This is a genomic window from uncultured Campylobacter sp., from assembly GCF_937959485.1.
GTDB lineage: Bacteria > Campylobacterota > Campylobacteria > Campylobacterales > Campylobacteraceae > Campylobacter_B.
In genome coordinates, this window is sequence record NZ_CALGPY010000012.1 from 70,947 (window position 1) to 92,567 (window position 21,621).

The 21,621-nt window shown below is 46.9% G+C and carries 22 protein-coding genes, 3 tRNA genes and 1 other RNA gene; 12 read left to right on the forward strand and 14 right to left on the reverse strand.

Features of this window, described 5'->3' with window-relative positions; translation table 11 throughout:
- Positions 1-9 precede the first annotated feature (9 nt).
- Both Q0380_RS07770 and Q0380_RS07775 read left to right on the forward strand, forming a co-directional pair.
- Entirely contained in the window at positions 10-1,224 is a 1,215-nt protein-coding gene (locus Q0380_RS07770) for a hypothetical protein (protein WP_298962255.1), read from the forward strand.
- Positions 1,221-1,556, forward strand: a complete 336-nt coding sequence (locus tag Q0380_RS07775) for a chaperone NapD (protein WP_298962290.1) — start codon at positions 1,221-1,223, stop codon at positions 1,554-1,556. The genes Q0380_RS07770 and Q0380_RS07775 overlap by 4 nt, the downstream gene beginning before the upstream one ends.
- A gap of 890 nt (positions 1,557-2,446) precedes the next feature.
- Here Q0380_RS07775 and Q0380_RS07780 read toward each other — a convergent pair.
- Positions 2,447-3,901 (reverse strand): AI-2E family transporter, encoded by a 1,455-nt coding sequence (locus Q0380_RS07780; protein WP_298962293.1) that lies wholly within the window; start codon positions 3,899-3,901, stop codon positions 2,447-2,449.
- 185 nt (positions 3,902-4,086) lie between these two features.
- Between Q0380_RS07780 and Q0380_RS07785 the strand changes: the two genes are divergently transcribed.
- Complete coding sequence (locus Q0380_RS07785) at positions 4,087-4,239, forward strand: hypothetical protein (RefSeq protein WP_366806666.1); 153 nt, start codon at positions 4,087-4,089, stop codon at positions 4,237-4,239.
- Positions 4,240-4,727: 488 nt separating this feature from the next.
- Here the strand turns inward: Q0380_RS07785 and Q0380_RS07790 are convergent, their stop codons facing one another.
- Together Q0380_RS07790 and ruvB are read right to left on the reverse strand one after the other, a co-directional pair.
- A complete protein-coding gene (locus Q0380_RS07790) occupies positions 4,728-5,330 on the reverse strand; it encodes a hypothetical protein (protein ID WP_298962296.1) in 603 nt (200 codons plus the stop codon).
- 208 nt (positions 5,331-5,538) lie between these two features.
- Positions 5,539-6,555, reverse strand: coding sequence for a Holliday junction branch migration DNA helicase RuvB (ruvB, locus tag Q0380_RS07795; RefSeq protein WP_298962299.1), 1,017 nt, complete (start codon positions 6,553-6,555; stop codon positions 5,539-5,541).
- A gap of 57 nt (positions 6,556-6,612) precedes the next feature.
- On the opposite strand from ruvB, the gene Q0380_RS07800 reads away from it, so the two are divergent.
- Positions 6,613-6,852, forward strand: a complete 240-nt coding sequence (locus Q0380_RS07800) for a hypothetical protein (protein WP_298962302.1) — start codon at positions 6,613-6,615, stop codon at positions 6,850-6,852.
- Between the two features lie 573 nt (positions 6,853-7,425).
- Here Q0380_RS07800 and Q0380_RS07805 read toward each other — a convergent pair.
- The 3 genes from Q0380_RS07805 to panB all read right to left on the reverse strand — a co-directional run bounded on the left by Q0380_RS07805 (position 7,426) and on the right by panB (position 9,299).
- Positions 7,426-7,878: a hypothetical protein gene (locus Q0380_RS07805; protein WP_298962305.1), complete on the reverse strand. Its 453-nt coding sequence runs from the start codon at positions 7,876-7,878 to the stop codon at positions 7,426-7,428.
- Positions 7,875-8,099, reverse strand: a complete 225-nt coding sequence (locus Q0380_RS07810) for a hypothetical protein (RefSeq protein ID WP_298962308.1) — start codon at positions 8,097-8,099, stop codon at positions 7,875-7,877. Before Q0380_RS07810 ends, Q0380_RS07805 begins: the two co-directional genes overlap by 4 nt.
- A 402-nt stretch (positions 8,100-8,501) precedes the next feature.
- On the reverse strand, positions 8,502-9,299 hold the full coding sequence (panB, locus tag Q0380_RS07815; protein ID WP_298962311.1) for a 3-methyl-2-oxobutanoate hydroxymethyltransferase: 798 nt from the start codon (positions 9,297-9,299) through the stop codon (positions 8,502-8,504).
- 98 nt (positions 9,300-9,397) lie between these two features.
- On the opposite strand from panB, the gene ssrA reads away from it, so the two are divergent.
- The 4 genes from ssrA to Q0380_RS07835 all read left to right on the forward strand — a co-directional run bounded on the left by ssrA (position 9,398) and on the right by Q0380_RS07835 (position 11,237).
- Positions 9,398-9,759: a transfer-messenger RNA gene (ssrA, locus tag Q0380_RS07820) on the forward strand.
- A 225-nt stretch (positions 9,760-9,984) separates the two neighbouring features.
- Positions 9,985-10,329: an Imm40 family immunity protein gene (gene imm40, locus Q0380_RS07825; RefSeq protein ID WP_298962314.1), complete on the forward strand. Its 345-nt coding sequence runs from the start codon at positions 9,985-9,987 to the stop codon at positions 10,327-10,329.
- A gap of 211 nt (positions 10,330-10,540) precedes the next feature.
- Positions 10,541-10,924, forward strand: coding sequence for a hypothetical protein (locus tag Q0380_RS07830; RefSeq protein WP_298962317.1), 384 nt, complete (start codon positions 10,541-10,543; stop codon positions 10,922-10,924).
- Positions 10,902-11,237 (forward strand): DUF3969 family protein, encoded by a 336-nt coding sequence (locus Q0380_RS07835; RefSeq protein ID WP_298962320.1) that lies wholly within the window; start codon positions 10,902-10,904, stop codon positions 11,235-11,237. Before Q0380_RS07830 ends, Q0380_RS07835 begins: the two co-directional genes overlap by 23 nt.
- 406 nt (positions 11,238-11,643) lie before the next feature.
- Here the strand turns inward: Q0380_RS07835 and Q0380_RS07840 are convergent.
- The 6 genes from Q0380_RS07840 to Q0380_RS07865 form a co-directional block, all read right to left on the reverse strand.
- Positions 11,644-11,718 (reverse strand) — tRNA-Met (locus tag Q0380_RS07840).
- Positions 11,719-11,760: 42 nt separating this feature from the next.
- Positions 11,761-11,835 (reverse strand) — tRNA-Gln (locus Q0380_RS07845).
- Between the two features lie 172 nt (positions 11,836-12,007).
- On the reverse strand, positions 12,008-12,418 hold the full coding sequence (locus tag Q0380_RS07850; protein ID WP_298962323.1) for a type II secretion system protein: 411 nt from the start codon (positions 12,416-12,418) through the stop codon (positions 12,008-12,010).
- A 276-nt stretch (positions 12,419-12,694) separates the two neighbouring features.
- The gene (locus Q0380_RS07855; RefSeq protein WP_298962326.1) at positions 12,695-13,867 is read right to left on the reverse strand and encodes a carbon-nitrogen hydrolase; all 1,173 of its coding nucleotides are present in this window, start codon (positions 13,865-13,867) and stop codon (positions 12,695-12,697) included.
- Positions 13,868-13,887: 20 nt separating this feature from the next.
- Positions 13,888-14,880 (reverse strand): agmatine deiminase family protein, encoded by a 993-nt coding sequence (locus Q0380_RS07860; RefSeq protein ID WP_298962329.1) that lies wholly within the window; start codon positions 14,878-14,880, stop codon positions 13,888-13,890.
- Positions 14,881-14,933: 53 nt separating this feature from the next.
- Positions 14,934-15,010: transfer RNA gene (locus tag Q0380_RS07865), tRNA-Arg, on the reverse strand.
- Between the two features lie 772 nt (positions 15,011-15,782).
- Between Q0380_RS07865 and Q0380_RS07870 the strand changes: the two genes are divergently transcribed.
- The 4 genes from Q0380_RS07870 to Q0380_RS07885 all read left to right on the forward strand — a co-directional run bounded on the left by Q0380_RS07870 (position 15,783) and on the right by Q0380_RS07885 (position 18,149).
- Entirely contained in the window at positions 15,783-17,096 is a 1,314-nt protein-coding gene (locus tag Q0380_RS07870) for a sodium-dependent transporter (protein WP_298962332.1), read from the forward strand.
- A 65-nt stretch (positions 17,097-17,161) separates the two neighbouring features.
- Positions 17,162-17,569 (forward strand): hypothetical protein, encoded by a 408-nt coding sequence (locus Q0380_RS07875; protein WP_298962335.1) that lies wholly within the window; start codon positions 17,162-17,164, stop codon positions 17,567-17,569.
- A gap of 228 nt (positions 17,570-17,797) precedes the next feature.
- On the forward strand, positions 17,798-17,977 hold the full coding sequence (locus tag Q0380_RS07880; protein WP_298962338.1) for a hypothetical protein: 180 nt from the start codon (positions 17,798-17,800) through the stop codon (positions 17,975-17,977).
- Complete coding sequence (locus tag Q0380_RS07885) at positions 17,955-18,149, forward strand: hypothetical protein (protein WP_298962341.1); 195 nt, start codon at positions 17,955-17,957, stop codon at positions 18,147-18,149. Before Q0380_RS07880 ends, Q0380_RS07885 begins: the two co-directional genes overlap by 23 nt.
- A gap of 1,263 nt (positions 18,150-19,412) precedes the next feature.
- On the opposite strand, the gene msrB is transcribed toward Q0380_RS07885, so the two are convergent.
- Together msrB and Q0380_RS07895 are read right to left on the reverse strand one after the other, a co-directional pair.
- Entirely contained in the window at positions 19,413-20,480 is a 1,068-nt protein-coding gene (gene msrB, locus Q0380_RS07890; RefSeq protein WP_298962343.1) for a peptide-methionine (R)-S-oxide reductase MsrB, read from the reverse strand.
- Positions 20,481-20,847: 367 nt separating this feature from the next.
- Positions 20,848-21,015: a hypothetical protein gene (locus Q0380_RS07895; protein ID WP_298962346.1), complete on the reverse strand. Its 168-nt coding sequence runs from the start codon at positions 21,013-21,015 to the stop codon at positions 20,848-20,850.
- Positions 21,016-21,621 lie beyond the last annotated feature (606 nt).

The window sequence follows — 21,621 nt, forward strand, 5'->3', positions numbered from 1 at the left end:
GAGCGCGCGATGAAATTTTTACCACCGCTGCTACTTTGCGCCTGCTTCATCTATGCCGGCAACGGCGTTGCAATACCTAGTGACGCTGTGGGCATAGATGCGCCTGCAAAGATCAAACACGCTAGCTTAATACTAGAGCTTGACGCAAATGTCGCGGTGCTAAAAAATCTAAACGGCGAAATTTACGCAGGGCTTGACAACGGCAAGCTCTATAAAATCACCATTAGCTCCGCAGAGAATTTCGCGCGAAATTCTGCCGCCGGACAAAATTTCGCAGATCGAAATTCCGCGGCAAACGCAAGCATAAATTCCGATGCGGCGCAGAATTTGAATGCAAAAGCGAGCGTAAATTCCACGGGAGATTCCACCGCAAATTCCGCTGCCGTAAATTCTTTAGCAAATTCAACCGCAGCAAATTCTACGAAGCAAAATTCTGCTGAAAATTCTACGGCATTAAATTCCGCATCGAGCGCAATCTCCAAGACGCTAATTTTCGCCCTGCCCTCGTCCAAAAATTACCTAGACGAGCCGATGGGCGCTACCATATTCGACGTCGATAAACTAGGTGAAAAGTACACATTTTTGTATAACGGCGACGCGTTTGAAAAGATGCTGGGCGTGTTTGCGGGCGGCAAGATCACGCACTACAAGCTACCGATGACGGGGATTAAAAACGTCTATTTCTACGACGAAAATACCGTGATTTTGCTAGGTCTTGGTAGCGAAATTTTATACTTCGACCTACCTAGCGGCAAGGTAAGCTTCGAGCAAAAGCTCACCATCGCGTCTTTGGGCGGTAGCGCCTACGACCGCTCCAGCGGAACGCTGCTAATCTCGTGCGAAGGCGGCATCGTATTTTATTTCGACGCGAAAGCGAAAAAACTTATGAGCCAAAAATCCCTGCACAAGGACGGGATCTACTCCGTGGCGCTGCTTGGCGATCGTATGATGAGCGGCTCGAACGACAAAGAAAGATCGTGCTACTACGAAAACGGCGATTTCGCTAAATTTTATAACGCCCATTTTGCAGTTTTTGCCGTGGCGTTAAGCCCAGAGCTGGGCGCTTTTACCGTTAATAACGGCGTGCGCGTAATCGATAAAGCAGGCGAGATCGTCCGCAGCATCGAGCTAGATAACGATATCATCAACTATCTGCTTTTCGCAGGAGATTATCTCGTAGGCTCGGGGTACAATAGATATATCTACTTTTGGAGGCTAAAATGAATATTTCAAGCGTCGTGATTTATCTGGGCGCAAATACCGACGTAGCGGCGTTTCGCAAGGAGCTGCAAAGTATCGGCGGCTGCGAGTTCGTCGCGTGCGAGGACGGCAAGGCAGTAGCCACGATTAGCGCGAAGAGCTTCGAGGACGAGATCGCCGCATTTCGCGCGATAGAAGCCATAGAAGGCGTAAGCGAGGCAATGATGATCTACTCATACTCCGATCTGGACGCAGATATCGCCGCGGCAAACTCCGACAACGGCGAGCAGATAATGCGCGAGCTGGACGAAAAAGACCCGAGCCAGATCAAATACGGCGGCAAGGTGCGGGTCTAAACCGCCGCCGCCATATTCGCGCTTTTTGTCTAAATTTTATATTTTCGACAATCTCTGTGTCACTCGGTAAAATTTTTTGTATAAATTTTATCCGCACCCACGGAATTTGAAATTTTTTCCAACTCATCTTTACCGCTTCTAGCCTGTTTTTTCTAGCCCGACGTCGCTTTTGCACTCCCAACTGACTTTTGCGCTTTTGATCCGCTGCCTTACGTTTAGCCGCAAAATTTAAATCTACAATTAGTCCTATGACGATACGGAATTTTAAAAACGGCGGACGGATTAAATTTATGAAATTTTTGCGCAGGACGATGCCTTACGCCGCATAAAAAACATACCGTATCAAAATCAAACGCCACATAAAAAGATGCCGCAACTGCCGTCCGACGCCGCAGCCTATAAATAAAGCGCCCCCGCGACGGCTAGTCTGCTTGAGGTGCCGCTATAAAAATACGGCGACCGGGGCGCCAGCCGCCGGCAGAAACTACTTCCGCGCGTAGCTTAAGATGCGCCGCAGTAAAACATCGAGCGAGCTCCGCCGCCGTCAAACACGCTAAATTTAGCGCGCATTTACTCCCTAGTATTGCGGCCCTTCGTTAGGCGCACGGTCCTTGCGGCGCAGATAAGAATTTTTTAAATTTCAAAATAAGAGCATAAATTTTAAAATTCCTAGGCGTAAAAATCTTGCACCGAAACTAAATTTTAAAATTTTATAGCACAGGCGCCTAAAGAGTGCGAGCGGCAGCCGAAATTAAATTTAAAGCTTTTAAGTCCACATAAAGGCGCGAGCGGACAAAATCGCAAGGACGAGAGAGCTGCAAGGACGTGCTGGGCATTGCGCTTTACGGGCGAAATTTTCATAAATTTAAAAGCGCCAAGCGGCGCAAGCCCTACTCGAATTCTATCTTTTTTAGATAATCGTATAAATTTAGCACCGCGATAAATAGCGTTAAAATCGCGGGCCCCAAGATCACGCCCCAGAACCCAAACGTGCTGATGCCCGAAAGCATCGAGAAGAAGATCAGCATCTCGTTGATGTTTGCGGGGTTTTCGACTAGACGCGAGTTGATAAATTTTATCACGAGCGGCTTTACGAAGCTGTCCGCGAGCGTCGAGATCAGTATCACGCAATACGCCATTATCACGATCGCGCCCGAGGTGCTGCCTCCCGCTAGTACGTATAGCGCGGTGGGCACGTAGATGAGCGCGCCGCCGACTGCAGGGATGAGCGAGCAGAAGGCGAAAAGCACCCCCATCAGCAGCGCGTCAAAGCCGAAGATCCCCGCGATGATCGAAAATAAAAAGCCCTGCAATACGGCGTTGAAGATGGTCGAGTAAAACACGACGCTCATCGTATTTGCCGTCTCGGAAAAGATATAATCGATCTGCGCGGGCTCTACAGGTAGAATTTTTTTAAAAAAGCGCTTGAAGCTCTCACCGTAGAGGTATGCAAAAAAGCAAAACACGACGATAAGCACCATATCGACGATAAATTTTGCGCTGGATTTCCCGACGACCGAGAGGTAGGAGATGATCTGCTTCGCCACGCCCGCGACGTCTAGGTTTACCAAAAACGAGCGAAACTGCGTATCAAATTTTTCAAAAGGCCCGGGCAGCTTGATGTTTAGACTCTGAACGTAGCTAAGCGCATCGTTTAGGCGCGCCATATCGAAGTTCGCGGCGTTTTTGGCGATCTCGATCACTGCATAGATGAAGGGTACGAAAAAAAGCGCGCAGAGCAAAAACAGGCTAAGCACCGAGGCTAGCGTGCGCCTGCCGCGGCACAGCTTCGTTACTTTAGCGTGCAGACCCGAGGTCGCCACCGCCATCAGTACGCCGATTGCGATCACCATCAAAAACGGCGAAAACAGATAGATCACGCAGCAAAACATCAGCAAGGTTGCGCCGATAAAAAATATCTTGTTCGTTTTCGCGCGCCCGCTAGCCTTGGCAAGGCCCGCCTTCATACCCGCAGCGGCTCCCGAAGCGGCGGCGGCGCCTAGCGCGGAGGTACCAGCAGATGAGACTTTGTCGGTTTCGGTCCGGTTTTTGCTTTGATTTTCAGCGCCTAACGCAGCTGCATCAGCTTCATCGGCGGCGGTATTTGCCCTGGCGGCTTTGCCCGTTTCGACTATGCTTTCACTTTGATTTTCGGCAGCGGCTTCGGCTTTGTTTTTGACGACCGCTTCGCTTTCGGCGGCAGCTTTGATTTTAATCTCGGCGTTATTTACAGTCTGATTTTCAGTGAAATTTTGAGCCTCGCCTTTAGCGTTATTCTCAGCGTTATTTTGAGCTATCTTTTCAGCCAGGTTTTCATTGCGGCTTGCGGCGTTGTCTTTTGGCATCGGCAAATTTTATCCTTTTGAAATTTGATGAGCTATTTTATAAATTTTTTTATCAGATTTCGATTAAATTTTGAAATTTCATAAAATTTACGAGCGGCGTTCTCACACGTTTTCGCATACGGCGCGCTATACGACATGTACACGGATCGTGCCTAATTTATGAAAATAGCGCATAGCTCGAACATATGTCAAAACCAGATGTGTGCTCCTATGCCGCATTCGAGCCCTGCGCGCACCGCGGCAAGACGCCGTCTTGCGCCGAGCTTTTGGCGGAGCTCGGACTATCGCGCGTGATAATCGGCGCGCGCGATACGAACGCGCAGGCTGCGTGCGGCTAAATTTGATGAAATTAGCACTTTGGCAGGCAGAGCCGATATGTCGGCGCTAGACGTGCGTGCCGCGCCGCAAAACCTAAAGCCGCGCGCACCCGATGTTTGGATCCGCTCGCGCTGCAACTCTTACAATAAGCCCAATGACAACTTCACACGGAAAAGAAAAATGTATAGCGAATGCGTCTGCTAGAAGCGAAGTAAAATCGGTACGATAAACGAGAGTATAGCGAAGGTTGAACGGGCAGCAGGCTATTTTTTAGAAAATCAATGTACCTTAATAATCGCAAACAACAATCCACGTAGGATAAAAGAATACGAATTTATAAAATAATGAGCACAACGGATGCGCGAATAGACTAAATTTTAACTTTCAATGTAGAGTGAGAATAATAGCCGCCCCTATAGGCATATGAAAGCAGAACTTCGCTCCAGCTTGCGCTGCAGCCGCATTAGCGAGACCATGCGAAAACGTATTTCTAATAATACCCAATCCGTTACTCATCTTTTACTCCTTCTTCTGGATTGTTTTTAATCAAATTTCTATCTGAAAAATTTATAAAAAATATCAATAAAAGTAGAAAAACTACCCCTTTTAAAAAGAATTTAAACTGTGCGGTCATCAAATATGGTCTTAACAATCTATGATCGAAATTATATGCCTTATATATTTTTCCATCTTTATCTTCAAGCTGTAAAATTTCATTATTGCCTAATATATCTGGGCTCGGCTCGCCGTAAATTTTGATTTTTTGCCCTTTTAGCTTTTCGTAAATATCGCTATCACTTTTGCTTATTTCATAAACTTTTTTCTTGCCGTTTTCTAGTTCTATATGTATTCGTCCGCCGCTTCCGCGAAAATCATAATAAACGCTTCTTAAAATTCCGGTATCTATCTCAAGCTCATTCAATCGTTTGGGCGCCGTATCCGTTCTATAAATAGTAAGAAGCATCCCGCATAGGGCAAAAAGCAAACCATAACAGCCTATGCTAGCCACCTGTGCCGGCGGATGCGAAACTCCCCTGATAAAAACACGTCTATAAAATACATCGTAAAAATAATATAAGAGCCTTTTTATATATTTTGTTATGAATTTCATAAAATTTCCTTTCATATTCTTTTGGATGTTTTATTGAGTGATAATAAATTTGCTCTAAATTTACAAAATTTCCCACTTTAAATTTTAAATCTAAAGAAACTTTAAAACCAAGCAAAATTCAAAGACCAAACATGCAAAATCGCCACGGTAGGGTCTCCGCCTGCGTAGCTATTGGCTCAGCGCCGTGAAGTATAAATTTTTATCTGCCCTACCCCTCAAACAGATTTCTCTCCGCGGTCTTTAGCACGCGACCGAACGCCTCGCGCGCCTTATCGGTTGCGATGCGGCCTTTAGCAGTCTTTTCGATGTAGCCGTTGGCGAGTAGATAGGGCTCGATGACGTCCTCGATCGTACCCTCGTCCTCGCTAAGCGCCGCCGCGATCGTGCTAAGCCCCAAGGCACGGCGCTTAGCGTCAAATAAAATTTCCAAATATTTTATATCCATCTCGTCAAAGCCCTGCTCGTCCACGCCCAGCGCCTCGAGCCCTTCGCGTGCGCGATCGTGCGAGATAGCGCCCTCGTCGCGCACCTCGGCAAAATCGCGTATGCGGCGCAGTAGCCTCAGCGCAATACGCGGAGTACCGCGAGAGCGACGCGCGATCTCGGCGCTGGCATCTGCCGCGCTCTCTTTTCCGAGTTTAACAGAAGCGATCTGCACTATCCGCGCAAGCTCGGCGTGCGTGTAAAACTGCAAGCGAAACTGCATGCCGAAGCGATCCCGCAGCGGCGCGGAGATCATGCCCGCTCGCGTCGTGGCGCCGATGAGCGTGAAGTGCGGAATATCGATCTTGATAGTCTGCGCAGCGGGCCCGGAGCCGATAATGATGTCGAGGCGGAAGTCCTCCATCGCCGAATACAGCACCTCCTCAATCGCCGGGCTTAGGCGGTGTATCTCGTCGATGAAAAGCACGTCGCCGCTTTGCAGGTTCGTTAAAATCGCCGCCAGATCGCCTGCCTTTTCGATCATCGGCGCGGCGGTGACCTTGATGGCGGCGCCCATTTGAGCGGCGATGATGTGCGCTAGCGTGGTTTTACCGAGCCCCGGCGGCCCGTAGAAAAGCACGTGATCGAGCACGTCGGCGCGCTTTTTCGCCGCAGCGATCGCGATGGCGAGGTTTGATTTGATCTTCTCCTGCCCCACGTAATCCTCGAAGCTCGACGGGCGCAGCGAGCTCTCCACGCTCTCATCGAGCTGCATCTTTTCGATCTCTACAATTCTGTCCATAATCTCTCTTTAATCGTTTTTAAAATTTTAGCAAGTGTAGCGAAAAATGGCTAAATTTTGACAATTTTAGCAAGGCATGGTTTTTGCGAGCGAGATAAAATTTGCAGCGCGGAATTTTACGGTACGCGCTTAGGGCTGGGGCTAAAAAGCAGAGCACCCGTCGCGAAAGACTGCGAAATTTTAGCGCGACGTTTTAAGACTACGCTCATGCCGCTACGCCCGCTATGCCTTAAGTGCGGAATTTTATTGTGGCGGTTTTCAAACAGCGCGCCGAACGGTAACTGCGCTAAATTTTAATGCGTAGAATTTGACCGCGTAGAATTTAAGACTTTGGGCGTTCGCGAGCAGCGATTGCAGGGCGATAGCGCGAAATTTGAACGCGTAGAATTTAGTGGCGAAATTTAGCCGCTTGAAAAATACGCGCAGAATTTTACGACGTGAAATTTGGCGCTTAGAATTTTATGATATTAAATTCGGCGCCTGGAATTTTGCAGCAAAATTTTGCAACGTAATTTTGTCTCGTAGAGCTTTGCTGCGGATTTTGTTTTGCAGCAACGAGGCTTTAAATTCCGCGCTTCAAGCTTCGCGGCACGCAGCTAGTCAGAATTCCATCTCGCATAGTCGGTTAAAATTTTGCAAGAAATTCTGTGTAGAATTTTATGCAGAATTTTGCCTTGCGCACTTGCGCAGCTAGGTAAAATTTCGCGCGAAATTTCGTTTTTCAAGACGACTTAGAATTTAGCGTGAATTTTAAAATTTGCGCCAAGCTCAACGCGGGCTCGGGCGATTAAATTTAGCCGTAAATCTCACGACGCCTTATCGATCGCACCCCAAATTAAGACGCTAAATTTTTCCTGCGCGAGCCTAGTTCTACAAATCATGCTCTTCGATCAAAACGCTCTTATTATCGTCGTTGCCATCGCAGAACGCTCTATATGAGCCGGACGTTGTGCTTTCGAATAAAAATACTACGCCGTCGCTTTCAAATTTTTTCGAGCAGCCCTTGGCGTGCAGCTTGGCGAGCTTCGGGCTATCAGGGGCATAAAACTGATAGCTATCGGTGAAGTGCTCCACGTATCGGTAGGTGATCTCCGCCCAAGGCACCCCGCTATCGCCGCTTCTATTTAGCACGATGGTTCTGGCGTTTATCGCCGCAAGCTTTGATTTTAGCTCTGCAAACGTCTTTTTGTCCCAGCCGATGAGCTTTAGCCCATCGCCGATACTCGGCGCATTATCTCTAAAAATGAAATTTGAATAAAATTTCGTCTTATTGCCGTCCATATAGATCCAAATATACTCATCGCCGTAGGCACTTTCGATCATAACGCGCGAATTTTTAGGGTGCGACCTGCAAAAGCTAACAGATCCAAAAATTTCTCGCGATTTTGCTCGTAGTTTTGCATCGGCGGGGCTTTATCCAGTTCCATATCATCTTTATCAAAGAAAGAATTAAACGCGAAAAATGCCGCCAAAATCGGCAGCACCTTTACGCAAAAGAGTAAGCCCAGAGCCGCGGCTATGACGATTTTTAAAGCTTTAGCCAAATTTTCTCCTTAAATTTTATAAGCCGTTTAGGCGTGACGGCTGGTTTATGTTCGAGTTATACGGCTGCGTGCATAAAATTTAGCGCTCGTAGCATATTTTAGAGCTGCGGCGTGGGAGTGTTCATGAAAAGCGCTCGCACATTGCGCTCAGCGACAGAAATAGGCGCCCGCATGCAGAAGCGCGCAAACTCTCGCACGGCGCCGCCCATATAAAATACCGCGCAGAGTATCCACCCAACCCAAAGCACTTACAAGCGCCCGCGCCGAATAAATTTCAAGCTTCGCAAGCTGGCGAGTTGTTTGTATAGCCTGCGGCGCGCGAAAACGAAGCATTAATTTAAGGCAAGCGAGGCTTTATTGCCAGTTTCGGCGCGTAAATTTTAAAATTTAGCCCAAATCTCGCTACTGCTTGTATTCAAACTCCTCGCTTGGGAAGCTCTCCTCCTTGACTTCGCGCGCGTATTCGCGCACCGCGCCTTTTACCAGCGCAGCGCCGTCTAAATAGCGCTTAACGAATTTCGGCCGAAACTCCGTGAAAAACCCGCACATATCGCTCCACACGAGCACCTGTCCGTCCACGCCGGTGCCCGCGCCGATGCCGATGACGGGCACGTCGGTGCCGAGTGCTACTTGATTTGCGACTGTGGAGATCGTCCCCTCCACTAGCAGCAGCACCGCGCCCGCCTCGACAAGCGCTCTAGCGTCGCTTAAGACTTCGCGCGCGCCCTCTTCGCCGCACCCGCTTACTTTGTAACCGCCCGTAAAGCGCGAAAACTGCGGCTTTAACCCGATGTGGCTCATCACGGCGATACCGTTTCGATTAAGCAGCGCCACGGTATCTGCCATATGCGCGCCGCCTTCGATCTTGACGGCGTCGCAGCCGGTGCTCTCATAGACTTTGGCGCAATTTTGCAGTGCGAGCTCTGGCGTCGCGCACGAGCAAAACGGCATATCTACGACCATATACGCTCGCTTTAGTCCCCGTCTTACGGCGCACGCGTGATAGATCATCTGCTCCACGCTTGCGCCCAGGGTCTCAGAGTGCCCGCCGAAGCTCATATTTAGGCTGTCGCCTACGAGCACCATATCGACCTCGTCGTCGAAAATTTTAGCAAAAAGTGCGTCATAGGCGGTGATCATCACGATCTTTTCGCCGGATTTTTTCATCTCATATAATTTAGAAAGCGTGATTTTTGACATTTTGGATCCTTGATTTAGTTAAAATTTAAACGCAATTCTAGCATAAGCCGAATTTGACATTTATAAAATTTTGAAGTAAAATGCGCGCGCATTCTTTCGGGGGTGACTTGGCTTCGACGGGAACGGATGGGTCAAGGCTGCATGTCGCTTTGGATACAGCGTATAAAATCCAAACTAAATTTAAACGCAAACAACGTTAAATTTGCTCCTGCTTACGCTAAAGCTGCGTAAGTCCAGTCGAGCCCTGCTCCGCGCCGATACTATCTAAGCGCGGCGGCGGGTAATCTGCGATAGCGTAGCTCTGCGGCGTGACGAGCCGTAGAGTGAAACTCTAGTCTTTGCGCAGGCGGGTCGTTTTGGAAAGTGAGCGAGCCTGCGCGAGAACTTCACTTTTGCTAAACATGTAGAGGCTTTGGTCGTTTATTTTCGGACTGCGGTTCAATCCCGCACACCTCCACCAATTAAGCTATTTTTAAGTTTTAATCACTTCTTTTCACTTCCCGTATATAGGTGCTTATTTTAGATTACGATTATTTTTCTTTCCTTTTATTTTTGTTTGTCGTATAATTACTTCTGAAAAAATAGGGGTTTTATTAGGAGCTTTTTTCGCATTATGGGTTTTTGTAAAAAAGACGATATAGAAAAATGGCAATGGCAATAACCTTATACTTAAAAGGAGCGAATTATGTTGTTTATAGATGAAGATTATGTAAATATCGTGCCGCAGGATCTGCTAGAGCGCGGCATACGCCTAAGAGAGGAGCTCGGATTTTATGAAATAGCTTGGAAATTTGACGATGTAATGGAGGTGCTAAAAATCGCAAGAGATAGAGATATGCTTATCGTCGGAGGGGATGTATATCGCCTAAGCGACAATAAGCCCATAATCACATACGACGGCTGGAGTATTAAAGCGGAAGATGACGATGCATTCGAAGTGGCGATCGAATATATCACTAAGTATCGCGCTAGAAACGGAGATGATTTTGCATACTGCCCAGCCATTGGTCCCGGACGGGTATCCAAATGAAAATTTTAATTGGATTGTGTATAGGGAATTTCATAAAAATATAGAGAGCGCATTTAAGCAGGTCGAATTTGAATTCGGCGCAAAGAAGAGGATTGGGTAAAACTTTAAATTTGGAAAGGACTAAGGAGAATCGCTGTGAAATTTAAAATTTTGAAACCGAAGCTTTATGAAAAATATAAGGATATGGTTATAGATGCGTGAGGACGAAAGGGTGAATACAGCATTGATGGCCAAAATAGATATTTTATTAAATTTGATAAATTTTGCTAAAGATATAAGCGCGATAAAAAGCGACTTGGCAAAGATAGGCTTTAATAGCGAATCAGAGCTTGTAACAATAACAAAAAATACCATCGCAAATATCTTAAATAGGGTCATCGATAAAGAAATTTCATATGATCTCCTTGAGGAATGGGCAAATTTAATAGAGTGTCGCGAGGATATAGGATATGAGGATGAAATTTTGCAAGAGATCATATTCGAACTGGCAAACCCTTGTCTTTATGGAGAGATAGACGAAGAGAAGATTTGTATGATTTTAGATGAAATTAAATGTAAACGGAGCGATTCAAATGATATTAGAGAAAAATATTGATATTGTGGGCGAGAGGGCTGTTTTGCTAATGGCACTAGGCTCATTATGGGCATTGGAGCACAAAGCGATCACCATAGATGAAAGCCAAAGAATTTTATTTTCACCCTATATCTCAACGCACTTGGAAAAAAATAAGGTCGATGAACGCATTATAGATATAATAATCGAGTGCTGCGAATTGGAGGATATTTTTGAACTAATTCCTACAAAATATATGGAAACTTTGCAAATATTGCAGAATAGAATAATAGAAATTTTAAAGCAATACGATGAAGAATCTAGAAAAAGATGGATAATTATAGATGAAGAATAAGCATCCATAACTTCCGTCTTTGCGAGCAGGCGAGCGGATAAATAAAATTTGACTCAAGATAAGTTAAAAACTTTCAAGGAATTTTTAACTTTTCTTGAACCTTTAAAATTTTAACGTCACGATAGAAACTCTGTGTAAATTTAAGTCCTTTCAATACTTTATAATGCTATTAACAAGATCGGCGACACAATATAAATCATAGATTTTAGATGAATCGGCAAATTTTACAGTTTAAAGAGTTTAATGTATCTTATTTGATGACTTTATGAATTTTAAGCTATTAGTTTAAAAATAAATTTAGTAGATAAAATCCTCTGATTTAGATAAAACACATTTTTCTTATACCGCAATGAAGACAAGAGTAAAATTTTAAAGCCACGATGCTGTGATATAAATTTAAAGATATTGGTTGCAGAGGGTGGATTTGAACCACCGACCTTCGGGTTATGAGCCCGACGAGCTACCACTGCTCTACTCTGCGATATGAGAAGCGCAAATGAATTTTAAATAGCATTCACGAAAGTGGATGGGGTAGGAGGATTCGAACCTCCGAATGATTGGACCAAAACCAATTGCCTTGCCGCTTGGCTATACCCCAACAAAAAAGACTTTAATTATATAAAAACTTTAACCAAAAGTCAAGATTAATCTCAAGCTCTATTAGTGGATTAATGAAAATCAGTAATACTCAACAAATAAATTATATTTATATAAACAAAAAAAGGCTCTAGCTTTAGCTAGAGCCTTAAAAAAATATCTATACTAAAATATTAGTTATAGTTAACGTTTTTACCACCGAATTTAAGACCAGTATCTGCATCAATTCTAGTTTTAATTTGTGATAGACCTGGCATACTCCACACTTGATCACATAATCCAGTTGTAGTAACAGTTACAGACATCGTATTATTCCCTGTAGGACCAACAGCCTGAAAGCATGGTTGTGCTTTGACCTTTACTGGGTTAGCAACATTTGTCATAGCACTAACATCGGTCGAAAAATTACCTTGAGATGTATAATAAGCACCTAAATCTGTTACCATAGTTTGAATGTTAGAAGCTGCTTTCGAAACCTCAGCATCATCACGAGTGGCTGCAAGTCTTGGAATAGCAACAGCTGCCAAGATACCTAAAATAACGATAACGAAGATCAACTCGATCATAGTAAAACCTTTTTTCATGGTTTACTCCTTATATAAAATTCATCCCGCATACCTATATGCGAAACTTGGCGTAATTATAGAGAAAAATTTAAAAATTGTCAATAGTTTTTAGTAAATTTTTTACAATTTATTTACAAAGTCCGATTTTACGGGCATTGTAAAATCAAAATTTTAAATCCATTTGTCTATTAATGTATTGTAGTGGCGCCTCTGCACATTGATACCATAAAAATCATTTGCTTTGATTCTCGTGCATCACGCGATAAACCATATGTTTATTCGAGATACAGGATGCTACAGCCCGTATCTCTTCGTAAGAATTCCATACTCTCCCACGCGTCTATCGCGCAAAAACGGCCACCAGCGACGCACGTTTTCGCATCTTTGCATATCGATGGTTACAACTTCGCATAGCTCGTCGGTGCTGTTTGCGCGAAACAACTGCTCGCCCTGCGCGCCAAAAACAAAGCTATTGCCCCAAAACCTAATCCCCTCTTCGCTGACAAGCTGATCTACGCGCTGTTTATTCGGCAGCACCTCTAAAGTTTCGCCGTTGAATTTAATCTCTATCGAAATTTTTAAATTTTCTCGCGCCGCCTCATCCTTCGCGGGCAAAATTTCGCCGCCGATCGCCATTTTGCCGTCACCCGTTAGCGCCTCGTTATTAAAGGATAAAATTCCGCCCTCGCTTAAAATTTTACTCTCGCCGCTCGCATCCGTGGAGCGCGCAATTTTATCGCGCATATTCAAATTTGCTTCGCCCCCTGATAAAATTTCATCCGGCGAGACTTCGCTAAGCGCAGTGCTTTCAAAGCCCACGCGATTTACGGCGATTACGGGCAGGGAGTTTGCCACCGCATGCCCGCGCTGTACCGCCACCCAAGCCTCCAGCTGGCGCGCCTTCTCGTCCTCGTCGTCGCCGTCAAACCACCCGATAGCGGTCGGATATATGAGCAGCTCGGCACCGCGTAGCGCCATCGCGCGTGCCGCTTCGGGATACCACTGATCCCAGCACACGAGTACGCCGAGCCGTCCCACGCTCGTATCTATGGGCTCAAAGCCCAGATCGCCCGGCGTGAAATAAAATTTTTCGTAAAACTGCGGATCGTCGGGAATATGCATCTTGCGATACCGCCCCGCGATAGAGCCATCGCGCTCGAATACGACGGCAGTGTTGTGATACAGCCCCGCGGCGCGGCGCTCGAAAAGCGAGCTTACCAGCACGACGCCAAATCTCTTCGCTACCTCGCTCCACAGCCGCAAATCGCGCTCGAAATCATGCGCATAGTCGAAATTTTCAGTATTTTCGCGCTGACAAAAATAATGCGTCTGATGAAACTCTTGCAAAACGATTAACTGTGCGCCCTTCGCCGCTGTGCGCGCAATGAGCTCGATACTACGCGCTATCGTGCGCGCCTTGGTACCTTCAAATTTATGTGAAATCAGCCCAACTTTTAAAATTTTCATATTTTTCCTTCGATCTAAATTTAAAGCCTGAATTTATTCATGCACGAACAGTGCAACGAGCCGTTTTGACGGATGAAAACGCGCGCGTTCACCCCCACTACTTCGCGATCCGCACACGCTGCTCGCAGACGCGAGAGCGCCAGCTCGTCTGCCGCGCGGTTTGGATCATGCGGATCTGCGGGGTCTGCATATGTAGGCACGATGAGCGCGCCGTTTAAAAAGACGAAATTTGCGTAAGTCGCGGGCAGCCTGCGCCCCTGATAAAAGATCGCGCGCGGGATCGGCAGTTCGATCACGTCGTATCCGAGCGATGAAATTTCATCCTTCATCGCGCCAAGCTCCGCATAGTGCAGATCGCTCGGATCGTCGCATGAGCTTATCGCCACGACGCGCGGGCTTAGAAAGCGTGCGAGAGTATCGACGTGACTATCGGTATCGTCGCCTTTTATGAAGCCGTGCCCCAACCAGATTATGTTTTTTAGTCCGAAAATTTCACGCAGCCGCGCGTCCAGCTCGGTCTTACTTAGAGAGTTGCGATTTCCGTTTAGCAAACATGCGCTAGTAGTCAGCATCATGCCCGCGCCGTCAAAATCGACGCTGCCGCCCTCTAAGATCAGATCCACGTCTCGCAGCGGGCGGGCGCTCGCGGCGTAAAATTTTGAATTTAACGCATCGTCCTTGGCGCTTGCAAACTTACCGCCCCAGGCGTTGAAACGAAAATTTAGCCCCGTGATTTTGCCGCCCTCCTCTATGTCGATTGCGCCGTAATCGCGGATCCACGTATCGTTGGTGTCGATTTGCGCGAAGCTCGCGTTTGCTAAGCCACCGCAAATTTGCTCAAAATCCTCGCGGCTCGGCGCGATCGCGATGACAGGCTCAAACCTCGCTGCGACGGCGATAAAGTCGCGATAAGCCGCTCGTATCTCGCCTAAATACGGCGCCCAATCGGTACCTGCGTGCGGCAAAGACGCCAAAAGCGCCTCTTGTTCTTCCCATTCGGCGAATGCTCTCATTTTTGCTCCAAGATTAAAATTTCACGGATTATAGCGAAAAAAATATTTGTAGATGGTGCGCCCGGAGGAATTTGAATCCCCGACCTTTTGAACCGCAATCAAATGCTCTATCCAGCTGAGCTACGAGCGCACGAAATAAAAGAAAACGAGATTATAGCGTTTTTAGCTTAAATTTAGCCAAAAATCGAAGTAAATTTTAACGCGGCAGCAAATCCGGCATAAGCGCAACGGCTTCGGCGCGATAGTAAAACGGCTGCGAGATAGCAAAATTTTAAATCAGACATCTGCTGCGGATCGCCGTATCATTCGCGATACGAAGTGGCTATTAAATTTTAGAATTTTGCATTCTTACTTTTAAATTTTATGCGGCGACACAGCGACGACGCGAGGCGGCTGGCGCGACCAGAAATCGCAAGCTCCATGCGCCCGTCACGATAAATAAAATTTGCAACTGAAGCGGCGCCGGTATTATCGAGCTAAAACCGCGCCTTGATACGCTCAAACGAGATCCGTCGCCGTAAAGATCGGCAGTGCGAGATACTATTATTTAAAATGCACGGGCACGACATTAGCGCAATATACTCGGCAACAGCTAAAAGCTACTCCGTAAGCAGCGCATAAATTTAAATTCGCTTCGCAAAACGCTAAAATTTAAAAAATCCATTTCGCCAAAAACATCTAAATTTAAGAAATTCGCCCCGCTAAAAGATTCAAAATTTAAAAGACCTGCGGTCGCCTCGCGCGCGAATGTAAAATCACGAAATCACGAAATCACGAAATCACGAAATCACGAAATCACGAAACCACGAAATCACGAAAAATAAGCCGAATCCCACGCACAATAAATAAAATTTAAATACTTTTTTGCTACCATAACGCAAATTTCAAAAACGGATACGCAAATGAACAAACGAAGTTTCTCGTCGCGCTGGGCTTTCATCATCGCCTGTGTGGGCTCTGCCGTGGGTATGGCAAACGTCTGGGGCTTCCCCTACAAACTCGGCACGAACGGCGGCGGCGCGTTTTTGCTGATCTATCTATTTTTTATCGCGCTGTTCTCCTACGCAGGGCTTAGCGCCGAGTACGCCATCGGACGCCGCGCTAAAACGGGCACTCTGGGCTCTTACGAATACGCGTGGAAAAGCCGCAGCCTGGGCACCATCGGCAAGATCATCGGCTGGCTGCCGCTTGCGGGCTCGCTGTGTATCGCTATCGGCTACGCAGTCATCATCTCATACGTGCTTAAAGCCCTAGCGCAGGCCATAGACGGCTCTTTGATGAGCGTGGATACGAACACCTGGTTCGAATCCTTCGCGCTAACGCCGTATTCGGTCGTGCCGTTTCACTTCATCGTCGTTGCGGGCACGCTTTTTACGCTGTTTTTCGGCGCGCACAGTATCGAAAAAACCAACAAAATCATGATGCCGCTATTTTTCATCCTTTTTGCAGCGCTCGCAGTCAAGGTCGCCACGCTACCGGGCGCGGGCGCGGGGTATAAATTTCTATTCACGCCCGATTTCGGCAAGCTTGGCGATCCTATGGTGTGGATATCTGCGATGGGACAGGCGTTTTTCTCGCTTTCGATCACGGGCTCGGGCATGATCGTTTACGGCGCGTATCTGCCTAAAAACGAAGATGTCGTCTCGGCTGCGAAAAATACGGCGTTTTTCGACACGCTTGCGGCGATGGTGGCCGCGCTAGTGATGATCCCTGCGGTCTTTGCGTATCACACCGATCCCGCCGCGGGTCCGGGGCTGCTTTTTGTGACGCTGCCTAAAATTTTACAAGATATGATCGGCGGGCAAATTTTTGCGATCATCCTCTTTACGGCGGTGATCTTCGGCGGAATTTCATCGCTTCAAAATATGTTTGAAGTCGTCGCCGAGTCCTTAATGCATAAATTTCCGCGCCTGAACCGCACCTGCACGCTCGTGCTTTTGTGCGTGATCTGCTTCGGCGTGGGCGTGAATATGGAGGCGATCGTCAAATGGGGGCCATGGATGGACTTCGTCTCGATCTACATCATCCCGATCGGCGCGGTCATCGGCGCGGTTTCGTGGTTTTGGGTGATTAAAAAAGATGAAATTTTAGATGAAGTAAATTCGGGCGCATCCAAGCGGTACGGCGCGTTTTGGTACAACACGGGGCGCTTTTTATACGTACCACTGGCGATGTTACTTTGCATAATCGCGCTAAGCATACATATTTCGTTTTGAGTTAAATTTTATCATCGAAGCATGAGATTAAAATTTAATCTGTAGTGAATCAAAGGATCGATTGTATGAGCGATTTAGAAAACGAAAATTCGCCAAAGCCCAAATTGCGCGAATGGGATTCGAGACCTACGAAAATCCACGAAAAATCCAAGCTTTCTAAATTTGCAGAATATTCGATGCCTATTTATACGCTTATATCTTTATCGGTGTTTTTTATACCGATAAAAGTTTTAGATAAAAGCGAAGCCTGCGCTAGTTTCGTTAAATTTATGAAAGGAATTTTTCCGAATATCGAAGCCTTTGAAGCTATTAGCGCAATGCCCCAGGTTACGGCTTTTTACGTAAGTTTTATGTGGATTTGGGTAATTGTTTGCTCGGCTTTGATGATTTATCTTAGTTTTTACAATATGCCAAATATCTATGATTTAAAAGTTTTTCCAAAAGGAATGCTATTATATTTACGTTTTTCTTAGGATATCTGGGAACTACGTATTATTATCTAGGCGAAATGGCTACCGGAGAAATAAGCTTCGGACTAAAAAGCTTTAACCTATATTTTGCCTCGAAAATTAAGATGTATTTTTGGATTACATTTTTCTCTCTATGGTTTATTGCCGGTTGCGGCGTTGGTTCTTGGGGTTTGATCTTTACAATCTGTGGTTTTAAAAATTTGAAAAAATATTAATCAAAAGATTTGAAGAATGGGATACCTTATAAGCGATAGGCTGATCGATATCTGGCTCATTTTGTTTTTCGGCGGCTTTGGCTTTGTATGCTATATAAACGGCGTATGCGGGATCGGCAAAGACTATATGCAGCGCAATAAAATAGATTTCGTGCGCTGGACCGAGGCACATTTTGCGCTCCAACACGCCGTTTGATTCGAACGAGCCGCTAGAATTAAAATTTAAAGAGCCCAAAAGTAAGCACATAATCTACAATTTCTTCGAGCTCATCATCCACTATGCGATAATCGGGCCGTTTTTAGTGATCTATGCGTGGATTTTTCTATTTTGCGCGGGGCTAGCCATTAAAATTTTATCTCAAATTTAAAATTTGCGATGCGGATGCAGAACGGGCATTGCATAGACGCCGTTTTCGTTGCAGAATTTCAAATTTTACGCTGCATCTCTTACCAAGCATACACCGCTTCCGCGTCTTAAAAGTAAAATTTCAAAATTTTATCGCCGAATCCACGGCTTGTGGAATTTATGCCGTGATTTCCGTTTCTATCAGGGCGGGAAGGGGCCCCAATTGCGATGTCACATTTCTTGCGGGTGCCGCCTCCGCAGCACTGCATTGCTCTGCTCGCCCGCAAACCCTGCCCAACCCCCTACAACGCTATATGGGCGAGCCGCGCTCGCGTTAAATTCTTTCTATTGCAGCTACGCCGCATGAAATTCTTTAGAGGTAAATTTTATCGTATTTGAAATTTTAAAATTCCATCCGTAGCCGCCAAGCCAATTTATCCGCCGATAAATCGTCAAACCGCCGACCGACCGCAAAACCGAAACGGCTTGCGGCGATGGAATTTAAGCAATGCGAGCTCAAATTTCATCCACAGCGCGGCTTCTCCGCGGCGCGTTCATTTTGGCAGTAGTGCGACCGCAGCCGCACTCTATTAAAATTCTATTCGGAGCCGCCCTCGCCTTGTTTAAATTCTATCGCACAAATTTTGCCGAGTCCTAAGGCAGAGGACGAACCGCCTCTACTTTGTTTAAATTCCGCCGCACCGACCGACCGATCGCCGACCAGCCGCAGGATCGGTTACCGGCTCAGTTGTAGGACCGATCGCGCAAAACCGAAGCAGCTCGCCAGAGCAAACGATCTAGCAAAACCGACGAGAACGGCCGCAGACAAACTTGTCGTCAAACCAAGGGACCGCCGAAGCACCAGATCGGTCGTCGGTTTGGTTTCAAAACCGCTTGGTACGCCAAATCGGCAGGCCGATTAACAATCCAAGCCGTAAATCCCCGACCGATTGCAATCCGAGTGGGCTGATCCGCAAATGAGTAGACGGACTAACGAGTTAGACGATATAGCCGCAAATTGCCGACTAATTGCGAGCTGAGCGAGCCGAGCCGCTAAACCGCTCGGTCACAGACCGGCCTCCAAGCCGCCCCGCCACAGGCTAGTCCTGAACCTATCCAAGCCGTAAGCATAACCCAAAGCCGCCCGGTCGTAAGCCGATCCCAAAGCCGCCCAGCAAGCGGGCTAGCCTCGGAATCGCTCAAGCCGCAAGCCGATCCCGAAACTGCTCGGTCGCAAGCTAAACTAGAAGCCGCCCAATAAGCGGGCTAGTCCCGAAACCGCCGCTTACTCTACGTAAATTTTATACTCGCCGTAGCCGCGCGCGTCCATCTCCTCAAGCGGTATAAATTCCAAGCTCGCGCCGTTGATGCAGTATCTCATACCGCCCTTATCTCTCGGTCCGTCCTCAAAGACGTGTCCTAAATGGCTGCCTCCTACGCGGCTGGAGACCTCGACGCGCTGCATACCGTGGCTGTCGTCTCGCGCATAGGCGATCGCATCGGTCGTTATCGGCTTTGAAAAGCTCGGCCAGCCGGTGCCGGAGTTGTATTTGTCGGTAGAGGAAAAGAGCGGCTTTTTCGACACGATGTCGATGTAGATGCCCTTTTTATAATTCTTGTCGTATTCGCTCGAAAACGGTCGCTCGGTATCTTTTTCCTGCGTGACGCTGTATTGCAGGTCGCTCAGAGTTCTTTTAAGCTCCTCTTTGCTCTGCGCTTTGAAGGCTTTGTCATCGTAAAGCGGCTTTTTAGCGAGGCGCAGATCGATATGGCAGTAGCCGCCCGGGTTTTTGTCTAGATAGTCTTGGTGGTAATCCTCCGCCTTAACGTAGTTTTTAAGCGGCATAACCTCGACCGCTATCTTTTCATCATATTTACTCTGCTTAAAGGCTACGAATTTACGCGCCGTCTCGCCGCTCGCCTCGTCGGTGTAGTAGATCCCCGTGCGATACTGGCGACCGCGGTCGTTGCCTTGCTTATCGATAGAGAACGGATCGATAATGCGGAAATAATGCGCCAAAATTTCAGGCTCGCTGATGACGTTGGCGTCGTATTTTAAGTGTAGCGTCTCGGCATGATCGCTGCTATGTAAGCCCTCGTAGCTTGCTTTATCGCTCTTGCCGTTGGCGTAGCCCACCTGCGTCGCGACTATACCGTCGAGCTGTTTGTAATAAGCCTCCATGCCCCAGAAGCAGCCGCCTGCTAGATAAATTTCTTTTACGTTTGCGTTCACGCCGCCTCCTTTAACTTTAAAATTTGCGTCCGCCGAGCTACCGCCGCCTGCGGCATTAAGCGCGACTAAATAACCTGCCGCCAAAACAAAGAGGCAGATTAAAACTTTAGAAATTTTCATTTTGATCCTTTCGTTTTGAATTTTGCGCAATTTTACAATCTCTAAATGAAGCGAAAGTGAAAGAGAGAAATTTTATCGCTTACGGCGGATCGCTACCCAAATTTTATCGCCGCAGGATCGGGGCTTTCGGCTCGCCGTCGCCGCAGAATTAGAATTTTACCGCGGCAGCGCAAGATCAAAATTTTATCTTATCCTCGCAGCGCGCTGCAGCATCGGAATTTTACCTCCTCGCAAGCGGTTAAAATTCTATGCTATAACGAGGGCTGAAATTTTACCACTTCAGCAGGGGCGGCAGATTTCGATAGCGCGGCAAGCAGTTGGATTTTATCGCCGCGGCAAGAATTAAAATTTTACTACCGTCGTAGGATTAAAATTTCATCATTCCTACGCTACGACGCGTATGAAATTTATCCCTTTTACGAGCGAGACCCTCGTGACGTCCATTCGCCTGCGCTACGGCTAGTATGAAATTTATCCAGCAGCCTGCGAAAGTTTTAGAAATTTCGATGCGCCCGACTGCAGCTCGAAATTTCATTATCGCACCGCGCGGCTAGATTTTACCACCGTCGCGATAATTAAAATTTTATCTCCGCGCAGCCGCGCTTCGAGCCGGGCTAACGCCTTTGCAGGCTTTGCTCAAAAGGCGAGATTTAGCGACGGGCATCGTTTTATTAGGGCACGGGCTACTCGCGGGACGGGAGTTTTGCACCGTAACGGTGCTCCCGCTACTACGCTACGAGATTAAATTTTATCTACGCACCGCTGCGATCGCGGCGCAGCACTTATCCACCGCACGGCTAAATTTTCTACACGACGCTTAGGTTGCGGCATGGCGTCCATCCGCTCGCCGCGCGATTAAAATTTGTCTATACGGCGCACCGATCGCGACGAGGCGCCTTATTAATTTTACTATGAAGCCGTATCTACCGCAAAGAAGCGTCAAAATTTCGACGTAAAATGGACACAAAGCTGAAAAGCTGCTATTATGACACGACTTTAGCATTTAAATTTCGACGCAAAATAGGCGCCGCGAGATAAAAATTTATGCGTCGTTATACGACGGCAAGGCGTAAACCCATCCGCTGCGTACGCGATTAAATTTAAAATTTACGCACCGCGACCGCAAGATAAATTTTAAAAG